This window comes from Rathayibacter sp. AY1C7, assembly GCF_002931865.1.
In the GTDB taxonomy this organism is placed as follows: Bacteria; Actinomycetota; Actinomycetes; order Actinomycetales; family Microbacteriaceae; genus Rathayibacter.
In genome coordinates, this window is sequence record NZ_PSWB01000031.1 from 13,318 (window position 1) to 38,017 (window position 24,700).

The following is a 24,700-nucleotide window of genomic DNA, read 5'->3' on the forward strand; positions in this document are numbered from 1 at the left end:
CGCGATGACGCGACCGATCACCCTCTTCACCGGCCAGTGGGCGGACCTCCCCTTCGAGGAGGTGGCGCGCCTCGCGGGGGAGTGGGGCTACGACGGCCTCGAGATCGCCTGCTGGGGCGACCACATCGACGTGGCGCGCTGGGACGACGCGGAGTACGTGCAGAGCCGGAAGGACATCCTCGAGCGCAACGGCCTCCAGGTCTTCGCGATCTCGAACCACCTCACCGGCCAGGCGGTCTGCGACGACCCGATCGACGAGCGCCACCGCGACATCCTCAGCGACCGCGTCTGGGGCGACGGCGACCCCGAGGGCGTCCGGCAGCGCGCCGCCCAGGACCTCAAGGACACCGCCCGCTTCGCCGCCGCGCTCGGCGTGACGCAGGTCAACGGCTTCTCCGGCTCGTCGATCTGGAAGGGCGTGGCCATGTTCCCGCCCGCCTCCGACGAGTGGATCGCCGCCGGCTACCAGGACTTCGCCGACCGCTGGAACCCGATCCTCGACGTCTTCGAGGAGGTCGGCGTCCGCTACGCGCTCGAGGTGCACCCGAGCGAGATCGCCTACGACTACTGGACCGCCAAGCGCACCCTCGAGGCGATCGGCCACCGCGCCTCGTTCGGCTTCAACTTCGACCCGTCGCACTTCGTCTGGCAGCAGCTCGACAGCGTCGCGTTCGTGCTCGACTTCGCCGACCACATCTTCCACGTTCACGTGAAGGAGTCGGTCACCAACCTCGATGGCCGCAACGGCGTCCTCGGCTCGCACCTGCCGTGGGCGAACCCGCGCCGCGGGTGGACCTTCGTCTCGACCGGGCACGGCGCCGTCCCGTGGGAGCCGGTGTTCCGCGCGCTCAACGCGATCGGCTACACCGGCCCGACCAGCGTCGAGTGGGAGGACGCCGGCATGGACCGCCTCGACGGCGCCCCCGAGGCTCTGGCCTTCGTGCGGAAGCTCAACGCGATCACGCCGCCGGCCGACGCCTTCGACGCGGCGTTCTCGACCTCGCGCGACTGACCGCCCGCCGCACGCCTGCGTCCCGGAGGCAAGGACCGACTGCCCGCGAGGGCCGTCCGGGCCTCCCGGCCTCCGTCGTGCTGCGAGCGCGTCCGCAACCGGGGCCGGGACGCTGCGGCGGGCGCCGAACGGGCCGGAGAGGGTGATCCGCCCTCGATCGCTGACGCGATCCAGGCCGGTCTCGGCGGCGGGCCCCCGCCCCGACCCGGCGGCTCGCCGGGAACGACGGACGGCCGGCCCCCCGCAGGGAGCCGGCCGTCCGGCCTCGCAGGATCTACAGGCCCTGGGAGAGGCGGTAGTACGCCGCGTTCGAGCGGATGTCGGACTCGAAGCCGCGGAGGGTGGTCGACTCGTCGATCACCAGGAGCTCGACGCCGGCGATGCGGGCGAAGTCCTCCCACGCCTCCAGGCCGATCTGCGTCGTCATGACCGTGTGGTGCGCGGCACCGGCGGTGATCCAGGCGGCGGCGCTGGTGCCGAAGTCCGGGGCGGGCTGCCAGACGGCTCGGCCGACGGGCAGGTGCGGGAGCGTCTGGGGCGGCTCGACGTTCTGGACCTTGTTCGCGACCAGGCGGAAGCGCTCGCGGACGTCGCTCAGGGCGACCACCACGGCGGGTCCGGCGTCGGCGGTGAAGACCAGGCGCACCGGGTCCTCGCGGCCGCCGATGCCCAGCGGGTGGATCTCGAGCGAGGCGCGCTTCGACGACAGGGACGGCGACACCTCGAGCATGTGCGCGCCGAGGATGAGCTCCTCGCCGGGCGTCATGTCGTAGGTGTAGTCCTCCATCAGGCTGGTGCCGCCGGGGAGGCCGGCGCCCATGACGGCGGCGATGCGGATGAGGACGGCCGTCTTCCAGTCGCCCTCTCCGCCGAAGCCGTAGCCGTCCGCCATGAGGCGCTGCACGGCGAGTCCGGGGAGCTGGCGGAGCCCGCCGAGGTCCTCGAAGCTGTCGGTGAACGCCTCGAAGCCGCCCTCCTCCAGGAACGAGCGCAGGCCGATCTCGACCGCGGCGCCGTAGCGGAGCGACTCGTGGCGCTCGCCGCCGGGGAGCAGCTCGGGGACCACGTCGTAGCTCTGGACGTACTCCGCGACGAGGGCGTCGATCTGCTCGGAGGTGGCGGCGTCGACGCGCTCGACGAGCTCGTTCACGCCCCAGGTGTTGACGCTGACGCCGAGGCGGATCTCGGCTTCGGTCTTGTCGCCCTCGGTGACGGCGACGTTGCGCATGTTGTCGCCGAAGCGGGCGACCTTCATGCTCTGCGAGGCGGACCAGCCGGCGGCCGCGCGCGACCAGGTGCCGATGGCCTCGGTGACGCGGGCGTCGCTGGCGTGGCCGACGACGGTCTTCCGGGGCACGCTCATCCGGCTGAGGATGTAGCCGTGCTCGCGGTCGCCGTGCGCGGCCTGGTTGAGGTTCATGAAGTCGAAGTCGATGTCCTGCCACGGCAGGGCGACGTTCGCCTGGGTGTGGAAGTGCAGCAGCGGCTTGGCGAGCGCGTCGAAGCCGTGGATCCACATCTTCGAGGGGCTGAAGGTGTGCATCCAGGTGATGACGCCCACGACGGAGTCGTCGGAGTTCGCCTCGATCATGGTGCGGCGGATGGCGTCGGAGCTCTTCAGCACCGGCTTCCACTCGACGGTCACGGGGATCGCGCTCGCCTCGTTGAGCTGCGCGACGACGGCCTGCGACTGCTCGGCGACCTGGCGGAGGGTGTCCTCGCCGTAGAGGTCCTGGCTGCCGGTCAGGAACCAGACGGTGCGGGTGGCGAGGTCGGGGATGATGCTCTGGTACACGCTCATGCGATGGCTCCGGTGGGGTTCTGTCCGTAGACGTTCTGGTAGCGGTCGAACAGGGCGTCGATCGACTCCTGCGGGATGGGGACGAGCTCGCCGCCCTGGCGCGCGAGGTGCACGGTGCGGGCGACGTCCTCGGCCATGACGGCCGCCTTGACGGCGTCCTTCGCGTCCTTGCCGATGGTGAAGACGCCGTGGTTCTGCATCAGGACCGCCCGCGAGCGGTGCCCGCTGAGGGTCGCGACGATGCCGCGGCCGATGGAGTCGTCGCCGATGATCGCGAACGGGCCGATGGGGATCTCCCCGCCGAACTCGTCGGCCATCGCGGTGATGACGCAGGGGATCGACTCGGCGCGGGCCGCCCACGCGGTCGCGTAGGTGGAGTGCGTGTGCACGACTCCGCCGACCTCGGGCATCTCGCGGTACACGTAGGCGTGCGCCGCGGTGTCGCTGGAGGGGCTGCGGTCGCTGCCGGGGGTGCCGGGGACGACGTTCCCGTCGAGGTCGCAGAGGATCATGTTCTCGGGCGCGAGGTCGTCGTAGGAGACGCCGCTGGGCTTGATCACGAAGAGGTCGGCGCCGGGCACGCGGCCCGAGATGTTGCCGCCGGTCCAGATGACGAGGCCGTAGCGGACGAGCTCGGAGTGCAGCCGCGCGACGTCCTCGCGGACGCGGGCGATCGCCTCCTCGACGGCGGGGGTCTGGGTGGTCATGCGGTGGCTCCCTGGTTCTGCGGGTCGGTGAGGGTCTCGACGGCGGTCTGCTCGACGGCGAGGCCGGCGCGGTAGCGCTCGAGGTAGGCGGAGAAGCCGGCGACATCGTCCGCGTCGGGGGCGACGGTCTCGAAGCCGGAGTCGCCGAAGACCTGATCGGTGAGGTACGCGTCGAGCGCGACTCCGCTCTGCAGGCGGTAGGCGGCGAGCACCGCCATGCCCCACGGGCCGCCCTCGGAGGCGGTCGCGGCGACCGAGACGGGGGCGTCGAGCGCGCCGGCGAGGAAGCGCTGGGCGACCCCGGCGGTGCGGAACATGCCTCCGTGCGCGAACATCTCGTCGATCCGCACGCCCTCGCCTGCGAGGACGCGCATGCCCAGCGCCAGGGTGCCGAACACGCCGTAGAGCTGCGCGCGCATGAAGTTGGCGAGCGTGAGGCGCGAGTCGGGGGTGCGCACGACGAGCGGGCGGCCCTCGACCAGGCCGGCGATCGGCTCGCCCGCGAGGTGGTTGTAGGCGAGCAGTCCGCCCGCGTCCGCCTCGCCCTCGAGCGCCTCGGCGAAGAGGGTGCCGTAGACGGCGTCGCTGTCGGAGGGTCCGCCGGACGCGGCGGCGAACCGCGAGAACAGGCCGACCCAGCCGGCGAGCTCGCTGGCTCCGTTGTTGCAGTGGACCATCGCGACGAGGTCGCCGGCGGGGGTCGCGACGAGGTCGAGCTCGTGGTGCACGCTCTCGAGCGGGCCCTCGAGGACGACCATGGCGAAGATGCTGGTGCCGGCGCTGACGTTGCCGGTGCGCGGGGCGACGGAGTTGGTCGCCACCATGCCGGTGCCGGCGTCGCCCTCGGGCGGGCAGGCGGGGGCGCCGGGCCGGAGGGAGCCGGTGGGGTCGAGCAGGAGCGCGCCCTCGGCGGTGAGCGAGCCGGCGTCGGCGCCCGCGGGGAGCACGGCGGGCAGCAGCTCGCGCAGCGGCTTCACGGCGCCGGCCGCGCGCGCGTCGTAGAGGTCGACGACGCGCTGGTCGTAGTCGCGGGTCGCCGGGTCGGTCGGGACCATGCCGGAGGCGTCGCCGACTCCGAGGACCTTCTCGCCGGTGAGGCGCCAGTGCACGTAGCCGGCGAGGGTGGTGAGGAAGTCGATCCGCTCGACGTGCGGCTCGGAGTCGAGGACCGCCTGGTGCAGGTGCGCGAGCGACCAGCGCAGCGGGATGTTGGCGCCGAACAGCTCGGTGAGCTCGGCGGACGCGGGCCCGGTGCTGGTGTTGCGCCAGGTGCGGAAGGGGACGAGCAGTCCGCCGTCCGCATCGAAGGGGAGGTAGCCGTGCATCATCGCCGAGACGCCGAGCGCCCCGACGGAGGAGAGCTGCACGCCGTGGCGCGAGGAGGCGTCGGCGACGAGGTCCGCGTAGGCGGCCTGGAGCCCCGCGTGGACGGCGTCGAGGGAGTAGGTCCAGCGGCGGTCGACGAACTGGTTCTCCCACTCGTGGCTGCCGACCGCGAGGACCACGGACGGGTCGGCCGCGTCGACCAGGCACGCCTTGATCCGGGTGGAGCCGAGCTCGATGCCGAGGGCGGTGGCGCCGCTCGTGATCACGTCGGCGGGGGTGGGCCTGCGCTGGTCCATCATGCTCCTCGCTCGGGCGATGTGACCGTTCACAAAGCCCCGGGTCAGCGTAGGCGAAACGGCTCGGGGTCGGCAAGCGAGGGGCCCGCCGACGGGGTCCGACTGCTCCTCCTCCGCCGCAAGCCCCTTCCGCCGGGGCCGCCCGCTTGGTCGCATGAGGCATGCGTGAGATCAGACTCGTCAGACTCGTCACCCGCCTCGAGAACGCCGCCGCCCTCGATCCGCTCGTCGGCCGGGTGAAGCGGGCCGTGAACGCGGTGGTCCGGCCGCAGCCGGTGCGGGACGTGCTGCACGGCGTCCCGGTCGGCCACCCCGTCCATCCGCTGCTTGTCCTCGTGCCCACCGGCGCCTGGGTGTCGGCGGCGGTGCTCGACCTGCTGCCGGGGAACCAGCGCGCGGCGAGGACCCTCGTCGGCGTCGGCGTGATCAGCGTCCTGCCGACCGCCGCCTCCGGCTTCACCGACTGGTCGGAGCTGCACGAGCAGCAGACCCGCGTCGGGCTGGTGCACTCGGCGGCCAACGTGGTCGCGACGGGCCTCTACGCCGCGTCGTGGGTGCAGCGCCGCCGCGGGCGCACCACGAGCGGGAAGGTGCTCGGGATGCTCGGGCTCGCCGTCGTGTCAGGCGGCGGCTACCTGGGCGGCCACCTCAGCTACCGGCAGGCGGCGGGGGCGAACCACGCGGAGGACGTGCCGCACCGCTTCCCCTCCGGCTGGCAGGAGCTCGGCGCCCTGGCGGACCTGCCGGAGCGCACGCCGGTGAGGAGGGAGGTCGCGGGCCTCCCCCTGCTCGCCTTCCGGCGGGGCGAGCGGATCGACGTGCTCTCGAACGTCTGCAGCCACCTCTCGGGCCCGCTCGACGAGGGCGAGGTCTCGGCGGACGGCTCGGGGGAGGCGTGCGTCACCTGCCCGTGGCATGGCAGCGCCTTCTCGCTCGAGACCGGTGAGGTGCTGCGGGGGCCGGCCACCTCGCCGCAGCCGCGATTCGAGACGCGGGTGCGTGAGGGGCGCGTGGAGGTGCTGCTGCCGCACGCGGGGTGAGGCGGGGGCCGGTGCTGCTCAGGCCTGAGCCGTCGACGCCCGCTCCACCAGCACCGGCGGCACCGGGCGGTCGACGGCGGGCTCCTCGCCGCGCAGCTCCGCGAGCACGACCCCGATCGTGCGGCGGCCGACCTCCGCGAAGTCCTGGCGGATGGTGGTCAGCGGCGGCTGGTAGTGCGCCGCCTCGGGGACGTCGTCGAAGCCGACGACGCTGAGGTCCTCGGGCACGCGCAGTCCCCGCTCGGTGCAGGCGTGCAGGAGTCCGAGGGCCATCTGGTCGTTGCCGGCGAACACCGCGGTCGGCCGGGGCGAGGAGTCGAGGAGGCGGAGGCCGGCGCGGTAGCCGGACTCGGCGCTCCAGTCGCCCTCCACGACGGCGACATGGTCGAGGCCGGCCGCGCTCATCCCGGCGCCGAAGCCCTCGAGCCGCGCCTGCGCCTCCACCCAGTGCTGCGGACCGGCGAGGTGCGCGATGCGGGTGTGGTCAAGGCCGACGAGGTGCTCGGTCGCCAGTCGCGCTCCGGCCGCCTGGTCGACGAGGAGCAGGGAGTCGGCGCCGCGGTCCGTCGCGCCGAGCGTCACCGAGGGGACGCCGATCGCGAGGCTCTCGATCGCCTCCAGCGCGCGCTCCTGCGGGGCGAGGACCACGATCGCCTCCACAGACTCCCGCTGCAGGTGGGCGAGGCCGTCGGCCAGCGACTCCGCGTCCGGCGCCGCGTTCACGACCGGGACCCGGTAGCCCGCGTCGCGCGCCGCCTGCTCGATCGCGGCCATCGCGGTGGCGGTGCCGTAGAAGCTGTGGCTCTCGGCGGCGAGGATCCCGATCAGGCCGGAGCGGCTCGTCGCCAGGGCGCGGGCGGCGGCGCTGGGGCGGAAGCCGAGGTCCTCGATCGCGGCGAGCACGCGCTCCCGGGTGCGCGGCCGCAGCTGGGGGCTGTCGTTGAGCACCCGCGAGACCGTCTGGTACGACACTCCGGCCCGCACCGCGACGTCGCGGATGGTCGGCGCGCGGTCGAGGGGCATGGCCACACCGTAGCGGTGCGTGCGCCCCCGCCCCCTCCCGCGAGACGCCTCCCGGGTGCGCGTCCGTCGGCGGGTCGCGTACCGGAGCGGCGTCCCGCGGGCGCGGGTCAGGGGCCGCCGAGCCAGTGGTCGATGCGGTGGTGGTCGGGGGTGAAGCCGTGGTCGACGCCCCAGAGGACGGCCTGCGTGCGGCTGGTCGCGCCGATCTTGCCGTAGACGCTGCGGATGTAGGACTTCACCGTGTTGGGGCTGAGGTAGGTGAGCGCGGCGACGTCGGCGTTGCTCTTGCCCTGCGTGATGAGCGCGAGGATCTCCGACTCCCGGTCGGTGATGCCCTCGTGGCGGCCCGGCCAGTCGAGGCCCGGTGCGCTGCCCGCCCGCCGCGGAGGATCGCTGACGACGACCTCGCCCGCCGCCACTCGCTCGAGCGCGGCCACCAGCTCCCGCGCCGGCAGGGTCTTGGAGAGGTAGCCGTGGACGCCCTGCTCGAGGGCGTCCGCGATGAGCGTCGGCGCGAAGTTCCAGGTGTAGACGACCACGTGCTCGGCCCGCTCGTTGCGCACCAGCTCCGCGATCTCGTGGTGGTCCGACTCCGGCTGGGCGAACGAGTCGTAGAGGACGACGTCGATCCGATCGGAGAGGGAGGCGTTCGCGTCGATCTCGGCGACGACCACCCGGTCGCGGTAGTGGTCGAACATGTGCGCGAGGCCCGTGAGGACGACGTCGTAGTCGTCGACGAGCGCGACGGTGAGGGGCGCGCGGCGGGTCATGGTCGGACGCTACCGCACGGCTCGTCGGGGCGAGCACACCCCCAGGGGTGTACCGCCGCCTCCTCCGGGGTGGTTGCGTAGCCACCGGTCCCGCAACCGCGGAACCGATCAGCGGGCCCCCGCCCGCACAACGGAAGGACGACCGCCATGCTCGGTCTCATCATCAGCCTCATCGTCGTCGGACTCATCGCAGGAGCGCTGGCCCGCCTCATCGTCCCCGGGAAGCAGAGCATCAGCATCGGCATGACCATCGTGCTCGGCATCGTCGGCTCGTTCGTCGGCGGCTTCCTCGGCTTCCTGATCTTCCAGCACGACCCGATGGACGGCTTCTTCCAGCCCGCCGGCATCATCGGCTCGATCATCGGAGCGATCATCGTCCTGCTCGTCTACACCCGCTTCGCCGGCCGCTCCGCCGCGCGACGCTGACCCGCAGCGCACGGCGACAGCGAGGTCGCTGCCGACCCGCCCTCCGCGGGCGTGCAGGCACCACGCTGACCGGCGGCCCCGGCCCGGCTCCCTCCACGGGCCGGGCCGTCGTGCTGTGCGCGGGGTGCCCGGGCGTCGTCCGCGGTCTCCGACGCCGCGTCCGCGGGTGCCGACGCTCCGTCCGCGGAGCCCGCGCCGCGTCCTCCGATCTCCGCGGATCAGCGGCGGAGTCCGTGGCTGTCGCGTCGGTGGCTGCCGAGGCCGTCGCCGCAGAGTCCGAAGCCGCGCAGTCCGTCGCCGCCCAGCCGCTGCGCACCGGGGTGCGCGATGCTCGGGCGATGCCGCTCGTCGTCCCCGATGCCCTCGTCCCGCTCGCGCTCCGGCTCGCCCGTGCGAACCGCACCTTCGTCAGCGCGGAGGGAGCCCGTCGCCGCATCCGGGAGCGCGCGCTCCGTCCCGCCTCCTACGGCCCGCCGCCCCGCCTCCGGCCCGGCGTGCGCGTCGACGTGGAGCAGGTCGGCTCCTGGCCGGTCTACACGATCCGCCCGCGGGTGATCCGCGGCGGCGTCGTCTACGTCCACGGCGGCGGCTGGGTGAACGAGATCGCGCCCCAGCACTGGTGGCTCGCCGCCCGCATCGCCGACGAGGCCTCCGTCGCGGTGACCCTCCCGATCTACCCGCTCGTGCCCTTCGGCACGGCGCTCGAGGCGCGCGACGGTGTCCGCGCCCTGGTGCTGCGGAGTCTTGAGCGGCACGGGGCGACCTGCCTCGCCGGCGACTCGGCGGGCGGCCAGATCGCCCTCTCGACGGCCCTCGCCCTGCGCGACGAGGGGGTGGTCCTGCCGCGCACGACCCTCGTCTCGCCCGCGCTCGACCTCTCCTGGAGCAACCCGCGGATCCCCGAGGTGCAGCAGACCGATCCCTGGCTCGGCACCCCGGGCGGTCGCGTCCTCGCGGAGAGCTGGCGCGGCGCCCTCGACCTGCTCGATCCCGTGGTCAGCCCGCTGTTCGGCGACCTGGCGGGCCTCGGCCCCCTCACCGTCTTCACCGGCACGCGGGACGTCCTCAATCCGGACGCCCATGTGCTGGCCGAGCGGGCGGCGGCCGCCGCGGTCCCGTTCGAGCTCCACGAGGCCGTCGGGCAGGTCCACGTGTACCCGCTCGTGCCCACGCGGGCCGGCCGCGAGGCGCAGCACGACCTTGTCGAGGGGCTCCGCGCGGCGGTCTGACCACCGGCCGGCCCAGGCGTCCGGCAGGCTCCTCTCAGTCCGTCTTCCGGACGGCGGACGGCGCCTCCGCCCGCTCGTCCACGACGTCGAGGCGAGCCAGCGCGTTCGCCGTCCCCCGGCGGTCCCGTGTCGCGACCAGGCCGATCATCGCGGCCGCCGCGAGGACGAAGGCGAGCAGCGACCAGAACCCGCCCTCGACGGCGAGCAGGGTCGACCAGCCGCCCGATCCCGCCGCCCAGCGCACGAGCCGCTGCCAGAGGAGCGGTCGCGGCTCGGGACGCAGGCGCACCACCGTCTCGCCGAGGGTCCGCCCGGACCGCAGCACGATCACCAGTTGGAGCAGCGGAGCGACGAACGGCAGGGCTCCGAGAACCACGTCCCCGGGGCTCGAGCGCGTGTCCACCCCCGCGAGCACGAGGCCGACCCCGGTGATCGAGACGAGCGCGCCCGTGATGAGGCTCAGCGCGAGAACGTCGCAGAACATGCCGAACGCGCGGCGGCGGATCGTGACCGGGCGGGCCAGCTCCGGCACCGCGCCCTCGGTCCGGCGGGTGAAGAGGAGGAGGACGGGGGAGAGGAGGGTGCCGAGCAGGGCGCCGGCCGTGTTGGCCAGCAGGTCGTCGACGTCGAAGAGCCGGTAGGCGCACGGGTAGAGGAACCAGTCGCCCGTGAGCTGCGTGACCTCGATGAGGAGCGAGACGGCGAAGCCGACGGCGGTGCCGCCGATCATCCCGGCGACGAGGCGCCCGCGCAGAGCGAGGTGGCGGACGAGCATCCCGAGGGGGACGAAGAAGACCACGTTCAGGAGCACCTGCGCGGACGCGGGGTTCGTCAGCAGCGCGCGGGGCCCGTCGATTCCGCCCTCCTTCGCGATGTCGCCGACGAAGGCGAACAGGCGCAGCTGCGGACCCGATCCGGTGCGGCAGGCGGCGGCGACCGTCGCCTCGTCGGGCAGGGGGAGGAGCGTGTAGGTGACGAGGGCGAGCGCGTAGACCACGGCGGCGAAGGCCAGCACCGCGTTGCCGATCCCGAGGACGCCGCGCCGCCGGTACTGCAGGGCGGCCCAGGGCACGAGGCCCACGAGGGCGACGGCGGAGCCGAACAGGAGGGCGAGCACGGCGGAGGTCATGCGTCGACAGTAGGAGAGCGGAGGCCCTTCTCGACCGCCCGGCGCATCAGGGGCCTCTGACAGCGCGGTTCGTCCCTCCCCAGCGCGGGATGCGGGCGCTCCTCCACGGATCCGAGCGATCCCCGCCCGCCGCCTCCACGCCCTGCTAGCGTTTCCTGGGTCGCGTCCAAGAAACGCGTGCACCCCCGACCCCTCCACGAAAGACGTCATGCCGCTGCGCTCCCGCCTCCTCGCCCTCCCCGCCGCCGTCGCGGCCGCCGCGCTCCTGCTCAGCGGCTGCACCGCCGAGACGCCCGACGCCTCCAGCACCCCCGTCGACGGCGGGACCCTCACCTACGCGTCCGGCGACGCCGAGCCCACCTGCCTCGACCCGCACGTCGGCGGCAACTACCCGCAGGCGCTCCTCGCGACACAGGTGCTCGAGTCGCTCGTCTCGCGCGACGCCGACGGCACCATCACGCCGTGGCTGGCCGAGTCGTGGACCGTCTCGGACGACGCGCTCAGCTACGACTTCACCCTGCGCGAGGGCGCGACCTTCACCGACGGCACCGCCCTCGACGCGGAGGCGGTCGCCGCGAACATCGCGCACCTGCAGGACCCGGCGACCAAGTCCTCCACCGGCTACCTCGCCGTGGCGAAGGTCGCCTCCGTCACCGCGGTCTCGCCGACCGTCGCCCGCTTCACCCTGACCGCGCCGGACAGTGCGCTGCTCGAGTCGCTCGCGCAGCCGTGGACCGCGATCGAGTCGCCCGCCGGCATCGCCCGCGGCGAGGAGGCGAACTGCGAGGCGCCCGTCGGCACCGGCCCCTTCACCGTCTCGGAGTGGGTCAAGCAGGACCACGTGACCCTCACCCGCAACGAGGCCTACGACGCGTCGACCGGCCCGACCGGGGACGGCCACGAGGGCCCCGCGCACCTGGCGAGCATCACCTGGCGCTTCATCCCCGACTCCGCCACCCGCTACGCGGCGCTGCAGTCGGGCGAGGTCGACGTGCTCGACAACGCCCAGCCCGACACCCTGAAGGCCGCGACCGGAGCCACCGACCTCGTCGAGCTCGACGCGCCCCGGCCCGGCTCGGTCAACCGCCTCGAGCTCAACTCCGGGCAGGCGCCGTTCGACGACGAGTCCGTCCGCGAGGCGTTCGTCCGCGGCGTCGGCGTGAACGACGCGATCGACTCCCTCTTCTTCGGCACCGCCGAGCGCTCCTACTCCCCGCTGTCCAGCCGCGAGGCGACCGCGTACTCCGACCCGTCGCTCTTCGAGGACGCCGGGTCCGACTCCGAGACGGCCGCCGCCGAGGATCTGCTCGAGAAGGCCGGCTGGGTGGACTCGGACGGCGACGGCGTCCGCGAGAAGGACGGCACGCCGCTGACGCTGCGATTCCCCGTCAGCACCAACCAGTCGATCCCGGTCGAGCAGTCGCTGTTCGAGCAGATCCAGGCCTCGGCGAAGACCCTCGGCTTCGACGTGCGGATCAGCCTGCTCGACCTGTCGAGCTGGTACACCGCGCTCGCGTCGAACGAGTACGAGCTGGTGAGCGCCCCGTACACGAAGGTCGGACCCGACGTGCTGCGGATCCTCTACTCCTCCTCGGGCATCACCCCCGCGCCGAGCGGCTACTTCGCCAACCACGCGCAGATCGCCGACCCCGCGCTCGACTCGCTGCTCGAGCAGGCGAGCGCCACGACCGACGAGGACGCCCGCGCCGACCTGTACGAGCAGGCCCAGCGGATCGTCCTCGAGGGCTACTGGATCCTGCCGCTCTACGACCAGCAGAACCACTACCTGCACCGGTCGGCCGTCCAGGGCCTCGTCGCCCTCGACACCGTGTCGACCCCCTGGTTCGCCGACGCCTGGGTCTGACCCGGCTCCGGAGAGCCGCCTGCACCGATCGATGAGCGGACGCACGCCGGTCGAGTAGCCGCCGCGGCGGCGCATCGAGACCCCGCGATCGGGACGGGCGGAGCTCGAGACGCCCGCTCCGCGGGCTGCTCGATCAGCAGGGGTCCGTCCTCCATGCTGGTCGAGTAGCCGCCGACGGTCGCGCATCGCGTGCTCCGGAGGGAGCGGACCTCGACGACGCCCCCCTCCACCGCCCCGACCAGAGAGGACGCCCGCCCGCATGATCCGTCGCGTGCTCCTCCGCCTCGGTGGCGCCCTCGTGGTGCTGTGGGCCGTCGCGACCGCCGTCTTCGTCCTCATCCGCCTCGTCCCCGGCGATCCGGCGCAGGCGATCCTCGGCGGTCCGGGCTCGCAGGCGTCGCCCGAGGCGCTCGCCGCGGTGCGGGAGCAGTACGGCCTCGACCAGCCGCTCCTCGTGCAGTACCTGGTGCAGCTCGGCAGGCTCGCGCGCGGCGACCTCGGCACCTCCTACTCCCTGCGCACTCCCGTCGCGCAGATCCTCGGCGAGCAGCTGCCCCGCACCCTCCTGCTCGCCGTGCTCGCGCTCACCGCCGCATGGATCCTGGCGCTCGCGACCGCCCTCTGGTCGACCCGGGGCGGCCGCCTCGCCGCCGCGGTCGGGTCCGGCCTCGAGCTCACGGCAGCCGCACTCCCGCACTTCTGGCTGGCGACCGTGCTGATCGCCGTCTTCGCGACCGCGCTGCGCTGGCTGCCCCCGGTCAGCACAGGGTCGCCCGCCGGGCTGGTGCTGCCGACGCTCACCCTCGCGATCCCGCTGGCGGGCTTCCTCGGCCAGGTGATGCGCCGCTCCCTCCTCGACGCGCTGGAGTCGCCGTTCGTGCTCGCCGCTCGGGCGCGCGGCGAGGGCGAGCTCGGCGTCCGCGCCCGCCATGCGCTGCGCCACGCGGTGCTGCCAGGGGTCTCGCTCTCGGGCTGGGCGTTCGGCTACCTGATCGGCGGGGCCGTGGTGGTCGAGACGATCTTCGCGAGGCCGGGGCTCGGCCGGACTCTGCTCGCGGCGGTGACCGTCCGTGACGTGCCGGTGGTGACGGGTGTCGTGCTGGTCACGGCGCTGGCGTACATCGTCGTGACCGTCGCCACCGATCTGCTGACGCGCGTGATCGACCCGCGGCTGGCCCGGCGGGAGGCGGTCGCGTGAGCGAGCTCGAGCTGCGCGCCGCCCGCCCGCTCCGCCGGGGTCCCTCCCGCCTCCGCGCCGGCGAGGTGCTGGCCGCGGTCTTCGTGGTGCTGCTCCTGCTCGCCGCCGTGGCGCCCGGGCTGCTCGCCCCCTCCGATCCGCTCGCCGTCGCCCCGCGCGACGCCTTCACCCCACCGGGTGCCGCGCACCTGCTCGGCACCGACGAGTCCGGTCGCGACGTCCTCAGCCGCCTCATCGCGGGGGCGGGCGCTTCCCTCCTGATCGGCGCCAGCGCCACCGCGATCGGCCTCGTCCTCGGCGCGGTGCTCGGGGTGGTCGCGGCGTTCGGCGGCCGCGTCGTCGACGGCGTGATCGGCCGCGTGCTCGAGGTGCTCTTCGCCTTCCCCGCGCTCCTGCTCGCGCTGCTCGTGATCGTGGTCACGGGTCCCGGAGTCGTCCCCGCCACCATCGCGGTCGGCCTCTCGACCGCGCCGGGGTACGCCCGCATCCTGCGCACGCAGCTGCTCGGCATCCGCGACTCCGGCTACGTCGAGGCAACGCGCGTGCTGGGGCACGGACCCGTCCGCATCCTCGTCCGGCACGTCCTCCCCAACACCTTCGGGCCGCTCGCCGTGCTGGCCACCCTCGGCGTCGGCCAGGCGATCGTCTGGGCCTCGGCCCTCAGCTACCTGGGCCTGGGCGCCGAGCCGCCCGCGCCGGAGTGGGGCGCGATGCTCTCGGCGGGCCGCACCTACCTCGCGAGCGCGTGGTGGCTGACCGTGTTCCCGGGGCTGGCGATCGTGCTGACCACGATCGCGACGACGGTCCTCGGCGGGCGTCTGCGGGGTGCGCGGTGAGCGCGGTCGTCGTCGAGGGGCTCCGGGTCGCCTTCGACGGAGTCGAGGTGGTGCACGGGGTCTCGTTCCGCGTGGAGCCGGGGGAGTGCGTCGCGATCGTCGGCGAGTCCGGGTCGGGCAAGAGCGTCACCGCGCGAGCGCTGCTGGGGCTGAGCGGAGGCGCCGTGACCGGGAGCGTCCGCGTCGGCGGGACCGAGGTGGTCGGAGCGGGCGAGCGGGAGCTGCGGCGGCTGCGCGGCGGATCCGTCGGCTTCGTCCCGCAGGACGCGCTGCTCTCGCTCGACCCGCTGCGCCCGATCGGCCGCGAGATCGGCGACGTGCTCCGCCTCCACGGCCGCCTCCCCGCGGCCGAGCGCGCGCAGCGGACGGTCGAGGCCCTGGCGAGCGTCGGCATGCCGGAGCCGGCCGAGCGGATGCGGGAGCGCTCCGGCGACCTCTCCGGCGGGCTCCGCCAGCGCGCCCTCCTCGCGGCGGCCGTGGCGCTCGATCCGCCGCTGCTCGTCGCCGACGAGCCGACCACCGCGCTCGACGTCACCGTCCAGGCCCGCGTGCTCGAGCTCTTCGCCGAGCAGAAGGCGCGCGGCCGGGCGCTCGTCCTGGTCTCGCACGACCTCGCGGTGGTGGCGGGCCTCGCCGACCGCATCCTCGTGCTGGCCGACGGCCGCGTGGTGGAGGAGGGGACCGCGGCCGAGGTGCTGCGTGCGCCCCGCAGCCCCGAGGCCCGCGCGCTCGTGGCCGCCGTCCCCGCCGGGCGCCCGCGCGGCTCCCGGCTCACCGACCCGACCGCACCGGCGACCCCGCCCGAGACCCCCGGCGAGGTCGTGGTCGCGGCCCGCGGTCTCGCCGCCCGCTTCCCGCTGCCCGGCGGAGGAGTGCGGGTCGCGGTCGACGACGTCGACCTCCGGCTGCGGCGCGGCGAGACCGTCGGGCTCGTCGGCGAGTCCGGGTCGGGCAAGAGCACGGTGGCCCGGCTCGTGCTGGCGCTGCGGCGTCCGGACGCGGGCGCCGTCGAGCTGTTCGGCGAGCCGTGGTCGGCAGCGACCGAGCGCTCCCGCCGTCCCCGCCGCCCGCGGATCGGCGCCGTCTACCAGGACAGCCTCTCCTCGTTCGACCCGCGCTGGAGCGTCGGCCGCCTCCTCCGCGACGCCGGCGCAGCCTCCGTGCCCGCGCTGCTCGAGAGCGTGGGGCTCGACCCCGCCCTGGAGCGGCGCTCGCCGCGGACCCTCTCCGGCGGTCAGCGCCAGCGCGTCTCGATCGCCCGGGCGCTGGCGACGCGCCCCGACGTGCTGATCTGCGACGAGCCCGTCTCGGCCCTCGACGTGTCGGTGCAGGCGCAGATCCTCGACCTGCTCGACGACCTGCAGCGCCGTCACGGCCTCGCCCTCCTCCTCATCTCGCACGACCTCGGCGTGATCGCCCACATGAGCGATCGCATCGCGGTGATGCGCGAGGGCCGGATCGTCGAGGCTGGGCCGGCCGCGTCGCTCCTCGCCGCACCGCAGGAGGAGTACACGCGCCGCCTGCTCGCCGCCGCCCCTCGCCTCGGGCGCTGAGCCGTCCGCGGCGCGGCCCCCGCGCAAGCCCGCGCCGCGAATCCGCCGCACCTCCACCACGCGTCGGACCTGCGGCGTAGCGTTGCCGAGGTGATGCGCCCGACGACCCAGACCCTCGGCCAGCTCCGTGCCTCCGGGCACGTGCAGAAGAGCCTCCGCACCGAGATCCGCGACAACTTGCTCGACGCTCTGCGCGAGGGCCGCGATCCCTGGCCGGGCCTGCACGGTTTCGCCGAGACGGTCATCCCGCAGGTCGAGCGCGCCGTCATCGCCGGTCACGACATCGTCCTGCTGGGCGAGCGCGGCCAGGGCAAGACCCGCCTCCTGCGCACCCTCGTCGGCCTGCTCGACGAGTGGACGCCCGTGATCGAGGGGTCCGAGCTCGGCGAGCACCCCTACGAGCCGATCACCACGGAGAGCCGCCGCCGCGCGGAGGAGCTGGGCGAGGACCTGCCCGTCGCGTGGAAGTCCCGCGAGGAGCGCTACGTCGAGAAGCTGGCCACCCCCGACACCAGCGTCGCCGACCTCATCGGCGACGTCGACCCGATGAAGGTGGCCGAGGGCCGCAGCCTGGGCGACCCGGAGACCATCCACTTCGGCCTCATCCCGCGCAGCCACCGCGGCATCGTCGCGATCAACGAGCTGCCGGACCTGGCCGAGCGGATCCAGGTCGCCATGCTCAACGTGATGGAGGAGCGCGACATCCAGATCCGCGGCTACGTCCTCCGCCTCCCCCTCGACGTCCTCGTCGTCGCGAGCGCGAACCCGGAGGACTACACGAACCGCGGCCGGATCATCACGCCGCTGAAGGACCGCTTCGGCGCCGAGATCCGCACCCACTACCCGACGGCTCTCGTCGACGAGGTCGCCGTCATCCGGCAGGAGGCGGACCTCGTCGCGACCGTGCCCGATGCGCTCATCGAGATCCTCGCCCGCTTCACGCGGGCCCTGCGCGAGTCGAGCTCCGTCGATCAGCGCAGCGGTGTCAGCGCCCGCTTCGCCATCGCCGGCGCCGAGACCATCGCCGCCGCCGCCCTGCACCGCGCCACCCGCCGCGGCGAGGAGGAGGCGGTCGCCCGCCCCATCGACCTCGAGACCGCCGTCGACGTGCTCGGCGGCAAGATCGAGTTCGAGTCGGGGGAGGAGGGCCGCGAGGACGAGATCCTCGACCACCTGCTCCGCCAGGCCACCGCCGAGACCGTCCGCGCCCACCTGCGCGGCGTCGACCTCGGGCCGCTCGTCGAGGCGGTCGAGAACGGCGCGATGATCACGACCGGCGAGCAGGTGACCGCCCGCGAGTTCCTGGCCGGCCTGCCGCTGCTGGGCGAGGCCCGCGTGTACGACGAGGTCGCCGAGCGCCTCGACGCCGTGGGGGAGGGGCGCCGCGCCGGAGCGGTCGAGCTCGCCCTCGAGGGCCTCTACCTCTCGCGCAAGCTGAGCAAGGAGACGGGCGGGGGCGAGGCCGTCTATGGCTGATGCTCCGCGCGGCAACCGGCGGCTGAAGCGCGACGCGCGCTACGCGAAGTACGACGGGGGACCCGATCCGCTCGCTCCTCCGGTCGACCTGAAGGAGGCCCTCGACGCGATCGGCGAGGACGTGATGGGCGGCACCTCGCCCGAGCGCGCCCTGCGCGAGTTCCTCCGCCGTGGCACCCGCGACCGCGAGGGCCTGGACGACCTGGCCGCCCGCGTCGCCGAGCGGCGTCGCGAGCTCACGCAGAGGAACAACCTCGACGGCACGCTCCGCGAGATCCGCGAGCTCCTCGACAAGGCCGTCCTCGCCGAGCGCAAGCAGCTCGCCCGCGACACGCAGTTGGACGACGGCGACCGCGCGCTCGCAGAGATCCAGCTCGACAGCCTCTCGCCCTCACCGGCCGCGGCCGTCTCGGAGCTCCGCGACTACCGCTGGCAGAGCCCCGAGGCGCGCGCCGACTTCGAGCGGATCCGCGAGCTCCTGGGCCGCGAGATGCTCGATCAGCGCTTCGAGGGGATGAAGCAGGCCCTCGAGAACGCGAGCGATGAGGACCGGGCCGCGATCGACGCGATGCTCCGCGACCTGAACGAGCTGCTCGAGGCGCACGCGCGCGGGGAGGACACCCCCGAGCAGTTCGACGCCTTCATGGAGCAGCACGGCGAGTACTTCCCCGAGGGCCCGGAGTCGGTGGACGAGCTGATCGACGCGCTCGCCGCCCGCGCGGCCGCGGCTCAGCGGATGCGCAACTCGATGACCGCCGAGCAGCGCGCCGAGCTCGACGCCCTCGCCCAGGAGGCCTTCGGCACGCCGGAGCTCATGCAGTCCCTCGGCCGCCTCGACGAGACCCTGCGGGGGCTCCGTCCCGGCGAGGACTGGGGCGGCTCCGAGCGGATGGACGGCGAGCAGGGGCTCGGCCTCGGCGACGGGACGGGCGTGTTCCAGGAGCTGGCCGACCTCGACGCCCTCGCCGACCAGCTCGCGCAGACGGACCGCTCCTCCCTCGACGACCTCGACCTCGACCTGCTGGCGAAGCGCCTCGGCGAGGACGCCTCCGTCGACGCGCAGACGCTGAAGCGCCTGGAGCGGGCCCTGCGCGACTCCGGGACTTTGCGCCGCGGCTCCGACGGCCGCCTCGCCCTCAGCCCGAAGGCCATGCGCCAGCTCGGCAAAGCGCTCCTGCGCGACATCGCCGAGACCGTCTCCGGCCGTCAGGGCGCCCGCGACGTCCGGCGCGCGGGCGCGGCGGGCGAGCGCTCCGGAGCGACGCGCTCGTGGGAGTTCGGCGACACCGAGGCCTGGGACATCCCCCGCACGGTGACCAACGCCCTCACCCGCACCGCCGGCGAGGGCCGGCCGGTCGGCTCGGGGGTGCGCATCCTGATCGACGACGTCGAGGTGCAGGAGACGGAGGCGCGCACGCAGGCCTGTGTCGCGCTCCTCGTCGACACGTCGTTCTCGATGGCGATGGACGGCCGCTGGGTGCCGATGAAGCGCACCGCCCTCGCCCTGCACACCCTGATCAGCAGCCGGTTCCGCGGAGACGCGCTGCAGCTCGTCGCCTTCGGCCGACGCGCCGAGGTGATGGACGTCGAGCAGCTGGTGGGCCTGGACGCGGAGTGGGACAAGGGCACGAACCTGCACCACGCGCTGCTGCTGGCCAACCGGCACTTCCGCAAGCACCCGAACGCGCAGCCCGTGCTGCTCATCGTCACCGACGGCGAGCCGACCGCGCACCTCGAGCCCGACGGCGGCGTCTTCTTCGACTACCCGCCGGACCCGCTGACGGTCGCCGTCTCGGTCCGCGAGCTCGACGCGTCGCTCCGCCTCGGCGCGCACACCACGTTCTTCCGCCTGGGCGACGACCCGGGCCTCGCGCGCTTCATCGACTCGCTCGCCCGCCGGGTCGGCGGCTCGGTGGTGAACCCGGAGGCGGAGGACCTGGGAGCGGCCGTCGTCTCCTCCTACCTCGGCGCTCGCGGCGCGGGTCCGGGAGGCGGCGGAGCGCCCGGCGAGGAGCTGTTCGGCCGCGGCTGGAGCTTCTGAGCCGTTCAGGATGCAGGAGGGATCCGCTCCCGCGCCTGAGGATCAGCGCGTCTCCGCCGCTCCGGAGGCGTTCGTCCTGAGTTCCGACCGCGCCCGGCTCAGAACAGCGGCCAGGGCACCGCGGGCATCCCGCCCCGCGGGCCCGGGAAGCGGCCGAAGGAGCCGAGCCGCTCGCAGCGCTTCGCGAACTCGGCGACCTCGTCCTCGGTGAGCAGCTCCGAGAGCGCCTCGCCGAGCGGTCCGTCGATCTGCGCGCGCAGGAGCGCCAGCGCCGTCAGCTCCTCCTCGAGCAGCGGTTCGCCGATCCAGCCCCAGAGGACCGTGCGCAGCTTGTGCTCGGAGTGGAAGGTGAGGCCGTGGTCGACCCCGTAGCGGTGGCCGTCGGGCAGCGCGAGCACGTGCCCGCCCTTCCGGTCCGCGTTGTTGGCGACCACGTCGAACACGGCCATCCGGCGCAGCGCCGTCGAGTCCTCGTGCACGAGGGAGATATCGCGGTCCTCCTCGTCGCTGCCGTCGAGGACGTGCCGCCATCCGTCGGGCACGGCGTCGGCGGGCACCAGGTCGACCGCGTCCTGGTCCGGATCGATGTCCTGCCAGAGCTGGACCATGCCCGGCCCGAGCGGACCGTCGCGGAGCCACGTGCGCGGCACCACGTTCCAGCCGAGCGCCTCCGAGACGAGGTAGGCGGCGACCTCGCGGCCCGCGAGCACGCCGTCCGGGAAGTCCCACAGCGGCTTCTCGCCCGAGATCGGCTTGTAGACGACGGACGTCTCGCCGAGCTGCGCGAGGAACGTCGCGTTCGAGGCGATCGTGATCCGGCCGGCCAGCTCCAGCTCGCCGTCGAGCCCGCCCGGGTCGCTCATGCGAGCGGGCAGTCGTGCCCGTCGGGATCCATCGGCTCGCCGCAGCGGGGGCAGAGCGGACGTCCGGCGCCGACGACCTCGAGGGTTCGCTTCGCGAAGGCGCGCGCCGTGCCGACCGGGATCTTCACCTGCAGCATCTCGGTGGGCTCGGGCTCCTCCTCGGAGTCGTCCTCCGCCTCGGTCAGCGGGTAGGCCTCGATCACGATCTGCGCGGTGGACGGGTCCCAGCCGAGGCTGAGACCGCCGACGCGGAACTCGGGCTCCACGGGCTGGTCGAGCGGGTCGTTGTCGACGAGCTCCGGGGGAGTGCCGGCGGGGACGCTGACCGGGTTGCCCTGGGCGGTCATCAGCTGGTCGAGGATCTCGTCGATCTTCTCGGCGAGGAGGGCCGACTGCTGCTTCTCGAGGCCGACGCTGACCACGCGGGGCCCGGTCTTGGCCTGGAGGTAGAAGGAGCGCGAGCCGGGTGAGCCGACGGTCCCCACGACGACGCGATCGGGCCAGTCGAATCCGTGCACGATCGGAGGCATGCCCCCAGTCTACGAGCGCCCGCCTCCGCAGTGGCTGCGCGCGTCGGGCTCGGGCGGCCTGCTGATCGAGCAGCCGTCTCTTCTGCTGGCCGAGCCCCCCGCGGAGCGGGCGCATCGAGATCCATCGTCGGCGAGCACCCGCATCCCTGCCGCTCGATCGAGCCCTGAAGCGGCCCTCCCGAACCGCGCCTACTCGTGCCCCGCCCCGCCCCCCACGGCGGCGTCCGCCACGGGGGCCGCCTTCCGCAGCCAGCCCAGGTCCCCGGCGTCCGTGTTCATCGAGACGACCTCGGGCCGCCCCGCGCCGTAGCGGATGATCGACACCGACGCCGGTCCGACGCTGAGCCTCTGGAAGAGGTCGAGGTGCATGCCGAGCGCGTCCGCGAGGATCGCCTTGATCGTGTCTCCGTGGCTGACCGCCGCCCACACCGCGCCGGCCCCGTGCTCCTCCGCCACCGCCGCGTCGTGGCGGCGGATCGCCGACACGGCCCGGGCCTGCATCGCGAGCATCCCCTCGCCGCCGGGGAACACCACCGCGGAGGGCTGGTTCTGCACCGTCGCCCAGAGCGGCTCCGTCGCGAGATCCCGCAGCGAGCGCCCCGACCAGTCGCCGTAGTCGCACTCGGTGATGCCCTTGTCGATCACCGTCGCCGGCGATCCCGTCTGCCGCTCGAGGACGAAGCGCGTGGTCTGCCGGCACCGCTCGAGCGGGCTCGACACCACGGTCGCGAGCTCGACCGCCGCCAGCCGCTCCCCGGTGCGCGCCGCCTGCGTGCGTCCGACGTCGTCGAGCCGCACTCCGGCGGTGCGTCCGGCGAGGATCCCCGCGGTGTTCGCGGTGGTGCGTCCGTGCCGGACGAGGAGGAGCGTGGGCATGGGGCCAGCGTAGGCGGCCGCGCTCCCGCCCCGCCCCGCCGAGGGGCCGGGGTCGCGCCGGCGCGTTCCGCGCGACTCCATCGCGGGACGGATGCCCCGACCGCAGCGCCTGCCTAGGGTGGAGGAGCGGCCGCCCACCGCGGCCCGGAAGGGACACACATGGACGGGACGACGCCCCCCGGCATTCCCCAGGACGGCACGGACACCGAGAGCCCCGCCGCGCGCACCGCCGCCGACGGCACCGCTGCCGAGCACACCGACTCCGCGCACACCGACTCCGCGACCCCCGCGTGGGCCGCCCCCGAGGCCTCCGGCCGCCATGGCGAGGTCGCTCTGCGGATCCGCGGCCTCCGCAAGCGCTTCGGCGACAAGGAGGCCGTGAAGGACATCGACCTCGACGTCCCCGCCGGCTCCTTCTTCGGGCTCGTCGGCCCCAACGGCGCGGGCAAGACGACGACCCTCTCGATGGCCACGGCCCTGCTCCGCCCCGACAGCGGCGTCGTCACGATCCACGAGGTCGACGTCTGGAAGGACACTCTCGAGGCGAAGCGGTTGATCGGCGTCCTCGCCGACGGCGTCAAGCTGTTCGACCGCCTCACCGGTCTGCAGCTCGTCACCTACTACGGCCTGCTCTGCGGGCTCGAGCGCTCCGTCGTCGTCGAGCGGACCGACGACCTCCTCGCCCTGCTCGGCCTCGATCCGGCCGACCGCACGCTCGTCGTGGACTACTCCGCGGGCATGACCAAGAAGATCGCGCTCGCCTGCGCGCTCGTGCGCGCCCCGCGCCTCCTGGTGCTCGACGAGCCGTTCGAGTCGGTCGACCCGGTCTCGGCGGCGAACATCCGCGACATCCTGACCGGCTTCGTCGCGTCGGGCGGCACGGTCATCGTCTCGTCCCACTCCATGGACCTCGTCGAGCGGATGTGCGACCGCGTCGCCGTCATCGCCGACGGCCGCGTGCTCGCCTCCGGCACCCTCGAGGAGGTCCGCGCCGGCTCCAGCCTCGAGGAGCGCTTCGTCGAGCTGGTCGGCGGCCGCACCCACCAGGAGGGACCGGCATGGTTGCGCATCTCCTGAGGCTGCGGCTGCTCCTGCTCCGCAACTCGCTGACGCGGAACGTGTGGCAGCTGATCGGCGTGATCCTCGGCGGTCTCTACGCGATCGCAGTGCTCGGCCTGGTCGCGGCCGGCCTGGTCGCGCTCGGAGGCACGGACCCGGCGTTCGCGAACGTCGCGATCGTCCTCGGCGGCTCCGCTCTGATCCTCGGCTGGGTGCTCGGGCCGATCTTCCTGTCCGGCTCCGACCAGAGCCTCGACCTGCCCACCCTCGCGACCTTCCCGATCCCGCTGCGGACCCTCCTCCTCGGGCTCGCCGCCGCGGGCCTCGCGGGCATCCCCGGCGTGGTGACCACGCTCGGGGCGCTCGCCTCCGCGGCCGCCTGGTGGAGCCGTCCGATCGGCATCCTGCCCGGCCTCGTCGCCGCGGTGATCGGCGTCGCGACCTGCGTGGTCGCGTCCCGCCTGATCGGCGCGCTCACCACGGGCCTGGGCTCGAGCCGCCGCTACCGCGAGGTGATCGGCGGCGTCGTGCTCGTCGTCGTCATCCTGCTCGGACCGCTCTTCTTCGGCCTGACCAACGTGATCCGCGACGGCCTGGACGTCCTGCCCGTGATCGCGGGCGCCCTCGGCTGGTCGCCGCTCGGCGCGATCTGGGCCGTCCCCGGATCCGTCGTCGCGGGCGACTGGGTCGCGGCGATCGCGCGCCTGCTGATCGGGCTCGCGACGCTGGCCGCCCTCGTCTGGGCGTGGGCCCGGGCGCTGCGGCACGCGCTCGCGGAGCCCGCCGCGTCCGGCGCGCACTCCGCCTCCGGATCCGCGGGCCTCGGCCTGTTCGGGCGCTTCCCCGGCACCCCGACCGGCGCCGTCGCCGCGCGTGCCCTCGGCTACTGGTGGCGCGACCCGCGCTACAGCCGCGGGCTCCTCGTCATCCCCGCCGTCGTCGTCCTCGCGGTCTTCTACTCCGCGATCGGCAGCGGGGGCGACACCTTCGTGCTGCTCTCGGCCGTGCTCGTCGCCCTGATCTTCGGCGTGACCCTCTGCGCCGACGTGTCGTACGACGGCACCGCCTGGGCGGCGCACGTCAGCTCCGGAGTGACGGGGTCGGCCGACCGCGCCGGTCGCGTCGTCGCCGCCGCGATCATCGGCATCCCTGCGGTCGTCGTCGTGGCGGTGGGCACCGCGCTGTACGCGGGACGCGCCGACGCGATCCCGGCCGTGCTGGGCATGGCGCTGGCCCTCGTGCTCAGCGGGTTCGGAGTGTCGAGCGTCGCCTCGTCGCTCGTCGTCTACCCCGTGCCCGGGCCGGGGGACAGCCCGCTGAAGACGCCGCCGGGCTCCGGGATGATCTCGAGCGTCGTGATGCTGGGGAGCATGGCCGCGACCGGCCTGCTGGCGCTCCCGTCGATCGTCCTCGGCGCGATCTCGCTCATCGGCGGCGACCCGGCCTTCGGCCTGATCGGACTGGCGGCCGCCCTCGTGCTGGGCACCGTCTTCGCGCTGGTCGGCATCCGCGTCGGCGGTCGGATCGTCGACCGCCGAGCGCCGGAGCTGTTCGCCGCCCTCGTGACGATCGGCTGACGCGGGTGGCGGGGCGCGGGTGGGCCGAGCGTCTCTCGCCGCCTCCGCGCCGAGCAGCTCGGCGACGC

The 24,700-nt window shown here is 74.1% G+C and carries 21 protein-coding genes; 12 read left to right on the forward strand and 9 right to left on the reverse strand.

Features of this window, described 5'->3' with window-relative positions; genetic code table 11:
- The first annotated feature begins 4 nt into the window (after nt 1-4).
- Complete coding sequence (locus tag C5C69_RS14560; RefSeq protein ID WP_104226056.1) at nt 5-1,012, forward strand: sugar phosphate isomerase/epimerase; 1,008 nt, start codon at nt 5-7, stop codon at nt 1,010-1,012.
- Nucleotides 1,013-1,286: 274 nt separating this feature from the next.
- Here C5C69_RS14560 and araA read toward each other — a convergent pair whose 3' ends face one another.
- From araA to C5C69_RS14575, 3 genes are read right to left on the reverse strand one after another with little or no spacing between them, the layout of a single operon-like run.
- Nucleotides 1,287-2,813 carry an L-arabinose isomerase gene (araA, locus tag C5C69_RS14565; RefSeq protein WP_104258208.1) on the reverse strand — a complete coding sequence of 509 codons (1,527 nt, stop codon included), beginning with the start codon at nt 2,811-2,813 and terminating at the stop codon, nt 1,287-1,289.
- Entirely contained in the window at nt 2,810-3,520 is a 711-nt protein-coding gene (locus tag C5C69_RS14570; RefSeq protein ID WP_104224687.1) for an L-ribulose-5-phosphate 4-epimerase, read from the reverse strand. Before C5C69_RS14570 ends, araA begins: the two co-directional genes overlap by 4 nt.
- Nucleotides 3,517-5,142: a xylulokinase gene (locus tag C5C69_RS14575; protein ID WP_104233642.1), complete on the reverse strand. Its 1,626-nt coding sequence runs from the start codon at nt 5,140-5,142 to the stop codon at nt 3,517-3,519. Before C5C69_RS14575 ends, C5C69_RS14570 begins: the two co-directional genes overlap by 4 nt.
- Before the next feature lie 161 nt (nt 5,143-5,303).
- On the opposite strand from C5C69_RS14575, the gene C5C69_RS14580 reads away from it, so the two are divergent.
- A complete protein-coding gene (locus tag C5C69_RS14580) occupies nt 5,304-6,182 on the forward strand; it encodes a Rieske 2Fe-2S domain-containing protein (RefSeq protein WP_104258209.1) in 879 nt (292 codons plus the stop codon).
- Between the two features lie 18 nt (nt 6,183-6,200).
- On the opposite strand, the gene C5C69_RS14585 is transcribed toward C5C69_RS14580, so the two are convergent.
- Both C5C69_RS14585 and C5C69_RS14590 read right to left on the reverse strand, forming a co-directional pair.
- Entirely contained in the window at nt 6,201-7,205 is a 1,005-nt protein-coding gene (locus C5C69_RS14585) for a LacI family DNA-binding transcriptional regulator (protein WP_104258210.1), read from the reverse strand.
- Between the two features lie 107 nt (nt 7,206-7,312).
- Nucleotides 7,313-7,975, reverse strand: a complete 663-nt coding sequence (locus C5C69_RS14590) for a response regulator transcription factor (RefSeq protein ID WP_104225041.1) — start codon at nt 7,973-7,975, stop codon at nt 7,313-7,315.
- A gap of 147 nt (nt 7,976-8,122) precedes the next feature.
- On the opposite strand from C5C69_RS14590, the gene C5C69_RS14595 reads away from it, so the two are divergent.
- Together C5C69_RS14595 and C5C69_RS14600 are read left to right on the forward strand one after the other, a co-directional pair.
- Complete coding sequence (locus C5C69_RS14595; protein ID WP_104225042.1) at nt 8,123-8,401, forward strand: GlsB/YeaQ/YmgE family stress response membrane protein; 279 nt, start codon at nt 8,123-8,125, stop codon at nt 8,399-8,401.
- Nucleotides 8,402-8,634: 233 nt separating this feature from the next.
- The gene (locus C5C69_RS14600) at nt 8,635-9,630 is read left to right on the forward strand and encodes an alpha/beta hydrolase (RefSeq protein ID WP_258067543.1); all 996 of its coding nucleotides are present in this window, start codon (nt 8,635-8,637) and stop codon (nt 9,628-9,630) included.
- Nucleotides 9,631-9,664: 34 nt separating this feature from the next.
- Here the strand turns inward: C5C69_RS14600 and C5C69_RS14605 are convergent, their stop codons facing one another.
- Complete coding sequence (locus C5C69_RS14605) at nt 9,665-10,759, reverse strand: VanZ family protein (protein ID WP_181127070.1); 1,095 nt, start codon at nt 10,757-10,759, stop codon at nt 9,665-9,667.
- A 208-nt stretch (nt 10,760-10,967) separates the two neighbouring features.
- On the opposite strand from C5C69_RS14605, the gene C5C69_RS14610 reads away from it, so the two are divergent.
- The 6 genes from C5C69_RS14610 (at nt 10,968) to C5C69_RS14635 (ending at nt 19,727) form a co-directional block, all read left to right on the forward strand.
- Nucleotides 10,968-12,623: an ABC transporter substrate-binding protein gene (locus C5C69_RS14610; protein WP_104258212.1), complete on the forward strand. Its 1,656-nt coding sequence runs from the start codon at nt 10,968-10,970 to the stop codon at nt 12,621-12,623.
- A 259-nt stretch (nt 12,624-12,882) separates the two neighbouring features.
- A complete protein-coding gene (locus C5C69_RS14615; RefSeq protein WP_104258213.1) occupies nt 12,883-13,821 on the forward strand; it encodes an ABC transporter permease in 939 nt (312 codons plus the stop codon).
- Entirely contained in the window at nt 13,818-14,657 is an 840-nt protein-coding gene (locus tag C5C69_RS14620) for an ABC transporter permease (RefSeq protein ID WP_104258214.1), read from the forward strand. Before C5C69_RS14615 ends, C5C69_RS14620 begins: the two co-directional genes overlap by 4 nt.
- Nucleotides 14,654-16,210, forward strand: coding sequence for an ABC transporter ATP-binding protein (locus C5C69_RS14625; protein ID WP_104258215.1), 1,557 nt, complete (start codon nt 14,654-14,656; stop codon nt 16,208-16,210). The genes C5C69_RS14620 and C5C69_RS14625 overlap by 4 nt, the downstream gene beginning before the upstream one ends.
- Before the next feature lie 93 nt (nt 16,211-16,303).
- A complete protein-coding gene (locus C5C69_RS14630) occupies nt 16,304-17,686 on the forward strand; it encodes a magnesium chelatase (RefSeq protein ID WP_104258216.1) in 1,383 nt (460 codons plus the stop codon).
- Nucleotides 17,679-19,727 (forward strand): VWA domain-containing protein, encoded by a 2,049-nt coding sequence (locus tag C5C69_RS14635; RefSeq protein ID WP_104258217.1) that lies wholly within the window; start codon nt 17,679-17,681, stop codon nt 19,725-19,727. Before C5C69_RS14630 ends, C5C69_RS14635 begins: the two co-directional genes overlap by 8 nt.
- 98 nt (nt 19,728-19,825) lie before the next feature.
- Here C5C69_RS14635 and C5C69_RS14640 read toward each other — a convergent pair whose 3' ends face one another.
- From C5C69_RS14640 to C5C69_RS14650, 3 genes are all read right to left on the reverse strand, one after another.
- Nucleotides 19,826-20,590, reverse strand: a complete 765-nt coding sequence (locus C5C69_RS14640; protein ID WP_104258218.1) for an SCO1664 family protein — start codon at nt 20,588-20,590, stop codon at nt 19,826-19,828.
- Nucleotides 20,587-21,120 carry a DUF3090 domain-containing protein gene (locus tag C5C69_RS14645; RefSeq protein ID WP_104225051.1) on the reverse strand — a complete coding sequence of 178 codons (534 nt, stop codon included), beginning with the start codon at nt 21,118-21,120 and terminating at the stop codon, nt 20,587-20,589. Before C5C69_RS14645 ends, C5C69_RS14640 begins: the two co-directional genes overlap by 4 nt.
- 189 nt (nt 21,121-21,309) lie before the next feature.
- Nucleotides 21,310-21,996 carry a histidine phosphatase family protein gene (locus C5C69_RS14650; RefSeq protein ID WP_104238837.1) on the reverse strand — a complete coding sequence of 229 codons (687 nt, stop codon included), beginning with the start codon at nt 21,994-21,996 and terminating at the stop codon, nt 21,310-21,312.
- A 159-nt stretch (nt 21,997-22,155) separates the two neighbouring features.
- On the opposite strand from C5C69_RS14650, the gene C5C69_RS14655 reads away from it, so the two are divergent.
- Together C5C69_RS14655 and C5C69_RS14660 are read left to right on the forward strand one after the other, a co-directional pair.
- Nucleotides 22,156-23,073, forward strand: a complete 918-nt coding sequence (locus tag C5C69_RS14655; protein ID WP_104225053.1) for an ABC transporter ATP-binding protein — start codon at nt 22,156-22,158, stop codon at nt 23,071-23,073.
- Nucleotides 23,055-24,632, forward strand: a complete 1,578-nt coding sequence (locus tag C5C69_RS14660) for a transporter (protein WP_104258219.1) — start codon at nt 23,055-23,057, stop codon at nt 24,630-24,632. The genes C5C69_RS14655 and C5C69_RS14660 overlap by 19 nt, the downstream gene beginning before the upstream one ends.
- Nucleotides 24,633-24,700 lie beyond the last annotated feature (68 nt).